The 8719-nt window shown below is 65.9% G+C and carries 8 protein-coding genes; 5 read left to right on the plus strand and 3 right to left on the minus strand.

All coding sequences use genetic code 11. The annotated features are described in order from the left end of the window. Positions 1-371: 371 nt before the first annotated feature. A complete protein-coding gene (locus J7J50_RS24405) occupies positions 372-1217 on the minus strand; it encodes a TorF family putative porin (RefSeq protein WP_215061211.1) in 846 nt (281 codons plus the stop codon). Between the two features lie 211 nt (positions 1218-1428). Here J7J50_RS24405 and J7J50_RS24410 point away from each other — a divergent pair, with 211 nt between their 5' ends. The 5 genes from J7J50_RS24410 to J7J50_RS24430 all read left to right on the plus strand — a co-directional run bounded on the left by J7J50_RS24410 (position 1429) and on the right by J7J50_RS24430 (position 6409). Next, a complete protein-coding gene (locus J7J50_RS24410; RefSeq protein ID WP_215061210.1) occupies positions 1429-2577 on the plus strand; it encodes a polyamine ABC transporter substrate-binding protein in 1149 nt (382 codons plus the stop codon). 4 nt (positions 2578-2581) lie between these two features. Beyond that, a complete protein-coding gene (locus tag J7J50_RS24415) occupies positions 2582-3757 on the plus strand; it encodes an ABC transporter ATP-binding protein (RefSeq protein WP_215061208.1) in 1176 nt (391 codons plus the stop codon). Between the two features lie 196 nt (positions 3758-3953). After that, positions 3954-4811 carry an ABC transporter permease subunit gene (locus tag J7J50_RS24420; RefSeq protein ID WP_215061214.1) on the plus strand — a complete coding sequence of 286 codons (858 nt, stop codon included), beginning with the start codon at positions 3954-3956 and terminating at the stop codon, positions 4809-4811. Next, complete coding sequence (locus J7J50_RS24425; protein ID WP_343222573.1) at positions 4808-5623, plus strand: ABC transporter permease subunit; 816 nt, start codon at positions 4808-4810, stop codon at positions 5621-5623. Before J7J50_RS24420 ends, J7J50_RS24425 begins: the two co-directional genes overlap by 4 nt. A gap of 288 nt (positions 5624-5911) precedes the next feature. Then, positions 5912-6409 (plus strand): hypothetical protein, encoded by a 498-nt coding sequence (locus J7J50_RS24430; RefSeq protein ID WP_215061206.1) that lies wholly within the window; start codon positions 5912-5914, stop codon positions 6407-6409. A gap of 229 nt (positions 6410-6638) precedes the next feature. Here the strand turns inward: J7J50_RS24430 and J7J50_RS24435 are convergent, their stop codons facing one another. Both J7J50_RS24435 and J7J50_RS24440 read right to left on the minus strand, forming a co-directional pair. Continuing rightward, on the minus strand, positions 6639-7952 hold the full coding sequence (locus tag J7J50_RS24435) for a substrate-binding domain-containing protein (protein ID WP_215061204.1): 1314 nt from the start codon (positions 7950-7952) through the stop codon (positions 6639-6641). Between the two features lie 539 nt (positions 7953-8491). After that, positions 8492-8719: hypothetical protein (locus J7J50_RS24440; protein ID WP_215097603.1), on the minus strand; the 228-nt coding region annotated here is incomplete at its 5' end.

Below are 8719 nucleotides of genomic sequence, written 5' to 3' on the forward strand. Positions count from 1 at the left end.
GCGATGCCGACGCAGGCAGGTGCCACATTGGGCATCCTGCCCAAGGTGGCACCCGGCGCACGTCCATGTGCGCCGCCCTTCGGGTGTCCCTGGTCTCGCGAGTTAATAGCGACGCCCAGCCAGAGCTAAAGCAAGAACGGAAAAGCGAAAACGGAAGCGAAGGCAAAGACAAAAGCGGAGGCAAGGCAAGGCAAGGCAAGGCAAGGCAGAGGAAGGTAACTGCACAGTCAGCAGCCACCACAACAGCGGAGCAAGGCGGCTACGACCGCAGCCGGTGAAGATCAAGGCGATCGGAACGGAAGGCATCGGGGCTGAAGCCCCTCCTACAACAGATGCGGTGCTCGCGTGCTACGAAAACCATCGCGGCCCCTCTAAAACTTCCACCCCACCATCACCGCCAACCTCCCATCCGCCAACTTCGCATCATCCAACGCCTCCGCCAACCGCGGCCCATAGCTGGACGTGTCCGTGTACTGCAACTCCGCATGCACCGGCCCGAAATCCTTCGTCAACGCCAACAGGTGATCGTTGTAGCTGTCGCCCGCCGCATCCTCCAGATCGTAATAGCCGATCTGCGCCTTGAGCCCGAAACCGCTCTCGCCCAACGGCCACTCGCCGCCGGCGTTCCAGTAATAGCCCCGGCCGCCCAGACCGAAAATATCCGGCGAGTACGCAAGCCCCACGTGGTAGTGCTCGGCGAAACTCAACGTGCCTTCCAGCTCGGTGTAATCGTAGTCGAACCCCGAACGCGCGCCCGGATAGGCGGCGCGGGTCAGGACCACGTCCAACTCAAGGCCCGGGCGCAGTTCGCCGGCCCAGCCGATGTAGCCGTCCAGTTCGTAATCGATGCCGTCGTCCTCTTCGTCGGCGGCGGTGAAGTCGATGCTCGAACCCCACAGGCCGACGTAGAAACCGCTGCGGTGTTCCAGGTTGATCTCCGCCTGCAACGCCGGGTCTTCCTGGGTCTGCGACACGCCGCGCCATACGTAGTCGCTGAGTACGCTCACGCCGCCGCGCACCGACCACGGTCGCGCCTCGCCGGTCTCGGCGCTGTCCTGCGCCGCGGCCCACGACGGCACCAGGGCGAAGGCCGCGGCCATCAGCACGGTGAACGCCCGCCGGCGCGGTCGCGGCGAACGGCGTTGCAGGACGATCGGCATCACGTTTTCTCCCTTGAACGCCGCCGACGGACGGCCGCCGATGACGATACTGCACATCGAACCGGCGCAAGGGAATGCAGCGGCGAAGCCCGCGAACGAATTGAGCAATCCGCTGATGCGACCGGCCGGCGCCGATCGGCCGCGGGCCACCCACCGGCCCGGGCGCTCGCCGCCCTGCGATCTCCTCTTCGCGTTGACACCGCGCGAACAGGCTCCGAACATCCTCGCCAGTACCCGGCCGCCCGTGCCTGCATCCAGGAGATTCACCGTGAACCTGCGCCTCGCCCCGCTCGCCTGCGCCCTGTTGCTCACCGCTTGCGGCGGCGGCAAGCCGTCCGGCGCCGACGCTCCCGCGGCCCCGGCCGGGGCCGAGCAGAAGCTGCTCAACGTCTACAACTGGTCGGACTACGTCGCCGACGACACGGTGAAGAACTTCGAGACCGCCAACGGCATCAAGGTCAACTACGACGTCTACGACGCCAACGAAACCCTGGAAAGCAAGCTCAGCGCCGGCGCCTCGGGCTACGACGTGGTGTTCCCGTCGGCGCGGCCGTTCGCCCAGCGCCAGGTCAAGGCCGGGCTGTACGCGGCGCTGGACAAGAGCAAGTTGCCGAACTGGAACCATCTGGATCCGCAACTGCTGGAGAATCTGGCCGCGATCGATCCGGGCAACGCGCACCTGGTGCCGTACATGTGGGGCACCACCGGCCTGGGCGTCAACGTCGATAAGGTGCAAGCCGCGCTCGGCGCCAACGCGCCGCTGGACTCGTGGTCGCTGCTGTTCGATCCGGCCAACGCGGCCAAGCTGCAGAAGTGCGGCATCACCGTGCTGGACGACGATCAGGAAACCTTCGGCGCGGCGCTGATCTGGCTGGGCCGCGATCCCAACGCCGGCGCCGCCGACGAGATCGACGCGGTGCGCAAGGTCTATTCCGCGATCCGCCCGTTCGTGCGCACCTTCAACAACGCCGAATACAAGGACGCCTTCGCCAACGGCGACGCCTGTCTGGTCATGGGCTATTCCGGCGACATCGCCCAGGCCAGCACCGATGCCTTCGACGCGGCCAAGAAGGCCGGCACGCCGCTGCCGAACCTGCGCTTCGTCATTCCCAAGGAAGGCGCGATCCGCTGGGTCGATGTGATCGCGGTGCCCAAGGACAGCAAGCATCCGGGCAACGCCCACGCTTTCATCAACTATCTGCTCGATCCCAAGGTCTCCGCGCAGATCAGCAATCACGTCGCCTACGCCAGCGCCAACAAGGACGCGACCAGCCTGGTCGATCCGGCCATCGCGCAGGATCAGGGCGTGTATCCGCCCGAGTCGGTGCGCGCCAAGCTGATCGATCCCAAGTCGCTGCCCGAGGACGTGCAACGTCAGCGCGTGCGCGCCTGGACCAGCATCAAGAGCGGGCACTGAGCGCGTGTCCGCGCCCGTCCCCCGCTCCGCCGCCGCGCCGGCCGCGCGCGAACCCTGGCGCGATCCGGCGGCGCAGCCGTTCGTGCGCATCGAAGGGGTGACCAAGACCTTCGGCAAGGTCTACGCCTGCGACGACATTTCCCTGGACGTCTACCGCGGCGAGTTCTTCGCCCTGCTCGGCGGTTCGGGCTCGGGCAAGAGCACGCTGCTGCGGGTGCTGGCCGGGTTCGAGTCGCCCGATCGCGGGCGCGTGCTCATCGACGGCATCGATGTGACCGATCTGCCGCCGTATCAGCGCCCGGTCAATATGATGTTCCAAAGTTACGCGCTGTTCCCGCACATGAGCGTGGCGCAGAACATCGCCTTCGGCCTGAAGCATTCCAGCTCCAGCGCGGACAAGCTCGGCGCCGGAGAAATCCGCGACCGCGTGCAGGCCATGCTGGAACTGGTGCGCATGCCGCAACTGGGCAATCGCAAGCCCGACCAGCTCTCCGGCGGCCAGCGCCAGCGCGTCGCCCTGGCGCGTGCGCTGGCGAAACAACCCAAGTTGTTGCTGCTCGATGAGCCGCTGGGCGCGCTGGACAAGAAGCTGCGCGAGCATACCCAGTTCGAATTGGTCAGCATCCAGGAACGAGTCGGCACCACCTTCATCATGGTCACGCACGACCAGGAAGAAGCCATGACCATGTCCTCGCGCATCGCGGTGATGGACACCGGCCGCATCGTCCAGGTGTCGACGCCGGCGGTGTTGTACGAATATCCCTCGACCCGCTTCGTCGCCGAGTTCATCGGCGGCATTAACCTGCTCGACGGACGCGTGCTGTCGCACGACGAAAGCTCCGGGCTGCTGCGCATCCAGTGCGACGGCGTCGACGCGCAGCTGCTGGCGCGCCATCCCGATCCGCTGCCGGAAGGCACCGCGGTCGGCATCGCGGTGCGGCCGGAAAAGATCGACGTGCACGAGACCCGGCCGGAGGGGATGGAGAACGCGGTCGCCGGCAAGGTCCGCGATATCGCCTATCTGGGCGATGTGTCGATCTATCACGTGCAGACCGAGGCCGGCGCGACGTTGCGCGTGCAGGAGACGCATGTGGCGCGCAGTTCCGAGCCGCATTACGACTGGGACGATACGTTGTGGTTGTCTTGGGATGCGGGGAGTGCGGTGGTGTTGACGTCATGAATGCTCAGGCCATGAGCGTCGTCGTGGATGCGGCCGGTGTGGGGGCTTGGCTGTGAGTGCGCATGAGCGCGGGGAGAATGGCCGGGGGATTTGGGGTTTCTGGGGGGATGTCGTTGATAATCTCTTCGGTTGGTTCCGCTCCGTGGGAGACGAATTCCGCACCCGCCGCGGCCGCCTGTTGGTCACCGCGATCCCGATGCTGTGGCTGGCGCTGTTCTTCTGCGTGCCGTTCCTGATCGTGCTGAAGATCAGCTTCGCCCAGGCGGTGTTCGGGCAGGTGCCGCCGTATACGCCGCTGCTGGAAACCACCGCCGACGGCGCGACTTCGCTGCGCCTGCATATCTCCAACTACGCCGCGCTGCTGGCCGATCCGCTGTACATCGCCGCGTATCTGAAATCGCTGTTGTTCGCCGGCATCTCGACCCTGTGCTGCCTGCTGCTGGGCTATCCCATCGCCTACGGCATCGCGCGCGCGCCGCGCATATTGCGGTTGTTGCTGCTGGTGCTGGTGATCCTGCCGTTCTGGACCAGTTCGCTGCTGCGCACCTATGCGCTGATCGGCCTGCTGCGCGCCAACGGCATCGTCAGCCAGGCGCTGGCGTGGCTGGGCGTGATCGAGCCCGGCGAGGCGGTGCTGCACACCGATCTGGCGGTGTACATCGGCATCACCTACAACTACCTGCCCTTCATGATCCTGCCGCTGGCGGCGACGCTGATCCGCCTGGACTTCACCTTGCTGGAAGCCGCCGCCGACCTGGGCGCGAAACCCTGGCAGGCGTTCGTGCGGGTGACCTTGCCGCTGTCGCTGCCGGGCATCCTCGCCGGCACCTTGCTGGTGTTCATTCCGGCGGTCGGCGAATTCGTGATTCCCGACGTGCTCGGCGGCCCGGATGCGCTGACCATCGGCCGGGTGCTGTGGACGGAGTTCTTCACCAATCGCGACTGGCCGCTGTCGGCGGCGATCGCGGTGGCGATGCTGTTGTTGATCGTGTTGCCGACGCTGTTGTTCGAGTACGTGGAAAACCGCCGCGTGGCGCGCGAGGCGCAGTCGTGAACCGGCGTCCGTTCGCGCTGTATACGATGATGGCGCTGGGCTATGCGTTCTTGTACCTGCCCATCGTCTCGGTGATCGTGTTCTCCTTCAGCGGCTCGGATCGCGCGACCACCTGGGGCGGATTCTCGCTGCAATGGTACGCCGCGTTGGCGCAGAACGAGCAGATATTGGAAGCGGCGCGGCGCAGCCTGACCATCGCCGCGATCTCGGCCACCGCCGCGGTCGCGCTGGGCACCGCCAGCGGCCTGGCGCTGTCGCGGTTCGGGCGCTTTCCCGGACGCGGCGTGTTGAGTCTGCTCAACTCCGCGCCGATGGTGATGCCCGACGTGATGCTCGGCCTGTCCTCGTTGCTTCTCTTCGTCGGGCTGCAGCAGGTCTTCGGTTGGCCCGAGCGCGGCATGACCACCATCACCCTGGCCCACATCACCCTCACCGCCTGCTACGTGACCGTGGTGGTGCGCTCGCGCATGACCTCGATGGACGCGAGCCTGGAAGAAGCGGCGATGGACCTGGGCGCGAAACCGTGGCGGGTGTTCTTCGTCATCACCCTGCCCTTGATCGCGCCAGCGCTGCTGGCCGGCTGGCTGCTCGCCTTCACCTTGTCGCTGGACGATCTGGTGATCGCCAGCTTCGCCTCGGGCCCGGGTTCGACCACCTTGCCGATGCTGGTGTATTCGAAGGTGAAGATCGGAGTGACGCCGGAGATCAACGCGCTGACCACGATCATCGTGATGCTGGTGACGATCGGCGTCACCGTGGCCGGCGTGCTGATGCACCGGCGCGAACGCAAGCTGGCGCGCGCCGGCGACTGACTTCGGGCGCGCGCCGCATCGGCGCGAATGCTTACGCGCTCACATGCATTCACGCGCATGCAACAGCATCGACACGTGCGCCTGTTCTCCTATTGGCGGGGAAAGGAGCGCCCGCGACACACCGCATTGCATTAACGGGCCGCCGCCGGCACGACGCGGCCCTTTGGCCACCCATCTGCAGCTATCTGCGGCCGCCCGACGCGGCCGTTGCCATGCCCGAACGTCTCCGCTCCCCGGGATGCGACACATCCACGCCGGACTCATTCCAACTTCCTAAGGAGATACGCAATGGACTACGTAATGCGCGCCGCTGGCGCCAAGCTTCTCGTCATCGCCGCCGCGCTGGGCCTGGGCCTGCTGGCCGCCCCGCAGGCGCACGCCGCCGGCCAGTGCAAGACGGTGAACTTCTTCCCGGGCGTGGTGCAGGTGTACGCCACCGTGACCGCCGACGCCAATGCCGGCGACAACGTGCTGTGCAATGCCGCCGTGGCCTGCCCGGCCGGTTCGCGCCAGGTCGAAGTGTTCGGCGGCGGCCTGTCGTCCTCGCCGGCGGCGGTGGTGGCGGTCGAAAGCACCGCGCGCCTGAGCGGCGGCGAAGACATCACCGCCAACTGCGAAACCACCGCCGTGGGCACGCGCAAGGGCGTCACCGCCAGCACCTGCAACAACAAGGTCGCCGCCGCCGCCGACAAGGGCACCGCCTCCAGCGCGCAGTGCACGGTGTACGTGGACGCGCCGGCCGGCGCTTCGGTCGGCGCCAACGCGACCTGCTTCTGCGGCACCTGATCCAGGATCGAGATGCGAGCGCGAGATTCGCGCTCGATCGTGGCCGCCATCGAGCTCCCCGGTTCGCCGGGGAGTTTTTTTTGCGTTCGCCTCCGCGCCGATCCCTCGCGCGCGGCAACGCAAAACGGCCCGCCGGTCGCCCGGAGAGCCGTCGATGCGGTGGTTCGTTGTCGCCGTATCCGCGCGAATGCGGCGCGGCGGCCCATGCCGCCGCGCCGTGGAGCCTGGATCAGTTGACGCAGTTGTTGATCGCGGTGTTGGCCTGGCCGCGGAACACGGTGTTCTGGTGCAGGTAGGAGTAACCCTTCGGCAGATCCGGACCGCCCGCAACGGTGACGCCCGCCACGACCTTGGTCGAGTAGAACACGCGCAGCAGGTTCTTCAGCGCGGCCGACTGCGTCGCCGCATGACCGGTGTAGTAGGTGTTGATGTAGGTGTAAGCCACGATCGGATACGCGCCGGACACGTTCGTGTTCGGCGGGATCAGCTTCATGCAGGTCTGCTCGGCGGCGCTGTGCGTGCCCGGGATGGCGTTCTGGGTGGCGCCGTCGAGGACCTTGTTCGAGACCAGGCTGGCGCCGGTCAGGTTGAGCCACGCCGGCATGACGGCCGGATCGAAGGTGTTGACCTTGGCGTAGGTGGCCGACTGCGCCAGGACTTCGGCGATGTCCGCATAGGCGATGGCGCCGGCGGTGGTCTTGACCTTGCTGACGACGCCGCTGTTGCCGTTGGCGCCGACCCAGCCCGCGCCCGCGCCGCCGACGGCGGTGGCGAAGTTCTGGTTCGGGGTGACGGTGATGCCGAAGGTCGCGCAGGCGCTGTTGAGGTAGCTGGAGAACGCGAACGAGGTGCCGCTGCCGTCGGAGCGGTAAACCACGGTGATCGGGCCGCTGACGCCGCTCAGGCCGAGGACCGGATCGGACCAATCGGTGATGACCTTACCGAAGATCTTGCAGACCTTCTCGGCATTGAGGTCGAGCGAGGCGACGGTCGACTTGTTGTACGGGACGGCGATGGCGCCGGCGAGCACGGGGATCTGCGTGATCGCGCCGCGGGTGGCCTGCATGTTGGTGTTGAAGGTGGTGTAGTCGGCGGTGCTGGTCGGCGAGTCGGTGCCGATGAAGTCCGGGGTCGGCGACAGCGCGCTGAAACCGGTCGCGGCCGGGCTGGCGGCATCGCCGCAAGCGCCGTTGGCGGCGACGGTATCCTGGTTGAGCACCTTCTTGCCGGTGCCGCTGCCGGTCTGGCAGTACGACAGGCCGTCGGCGACGAAGGCGAACACCGGGGTCTTGCCGGCGCTCGGGCCGGTGGCGCTGTTGCTCAGGCCGGCGACATTGAAGCCGACCGCCGGGGCGGTGATCGACGCGGCGCGCGACAGGCGGGCCTTGTTCGGGGTGGTGGCGTTGTAAGCGTCGCCGACATAAGCCGGAGCCGGGAAAGTGGCGCCGCCGCCGTACAGATCGGCGGCCGTGGCGGAACCGGCGGCGATGACCAGCGCGGTGGCGAAAGCGATGCGGGAAAGCGAGAGCGTGTTGCGATGCACGTGACTTCTCCTAAAAGAGGTTATGTGGCGTGTATCCGACTAATCCATTTAGCGATGTGTTGCGTCCATTAATTTGCTATCCGACGCCTCGCTAGATTCGCCGGCGTGTGTTCCATCGCGACGACGGCGCGGGTACACATTTGTTACTCAAGAAACTTCGCTTTCAACGTGCGACGCGATGCGCATTTACGCGGCATTTTTCTGTCGAATTATTTTTAATGTCATGCGATCGGGGCTTGCGTGACAGTGGGCGTGACGCTGTCATCTCATGACGGGACGCGTCCAGGATCGTCATGGGATTGACGTGTCGTTTCGCGTTGCGACTACGCGCTGATTGCGCATAGTTTTGCGGCCATGCGACAACTGCGTGTGCGCGGCGGTGAGATTCGGCGTGTGGTGATATCGATAAACAGCGATTGTTTTTGCGTGCCATTGCCACTTCGAGTAGCACGCGGCTCGGCGAGTGAGCGCGGCTTTTCTTCGCATGCGGCTTTGCGGCATGAAGCGCGCGTGATGACAGTGCGGCGCTTGTAGTTTTTCTATGTGGCGCTGTCGGAGCGGTTGGCGGGACTGTTGTTGCAGTTGCAGTTGCAGTTGCAGTTGCAGTTGCAGTTGCAGTTGCCGTTGCCGTTGCCGTTGCCGTTGCCGTTGCCAAGATTTTGCTTTGCCTTGGCTTCGCTGTGCCGTGCTTCGGCTTCGGCTTCGGCTTCGGCTTTGATTTTGTTGTTGTCGTTGCTGGGCGCCGCTAGTAACTCGCGAGACCAGGG

The organism is Lysobacter sp. ISL-50 (assembly GCF_018612875.1).
In the GTDB taxonomy this organism is placed as follows: Bacteria; Pseudomonadota; Gammaproteobacteria; order Xanthomonadales; family Xanthomonadaceae; genus Lysobacter.

Bases quoted from the DNA above. Each gene is read 5' to 3' on its own strand.
- J7J50_RS24430 (WP_215061206.1), top strand. From the start codon at position 5,912: ATGGACTACGTAATGCGCGCCGCTGGCGCCAAGCTTCTCGTCATCGCC.
- J7J50_RS24405 (WP_215061211.1), bottom strand. From the start codon at position 1,217: ATGTGCAGTATCGTCATCGGCGGCCGTCCGTCGGCGGCGTTCAAGGGA.
- J7J50_RS24420 (WP_215061214.1), top strand. From the start codon at position 3,954: ATGCTGTGGCTGGCGCTGTTCTTCTGCGTGCCGTTCCTGATCGTGCTG.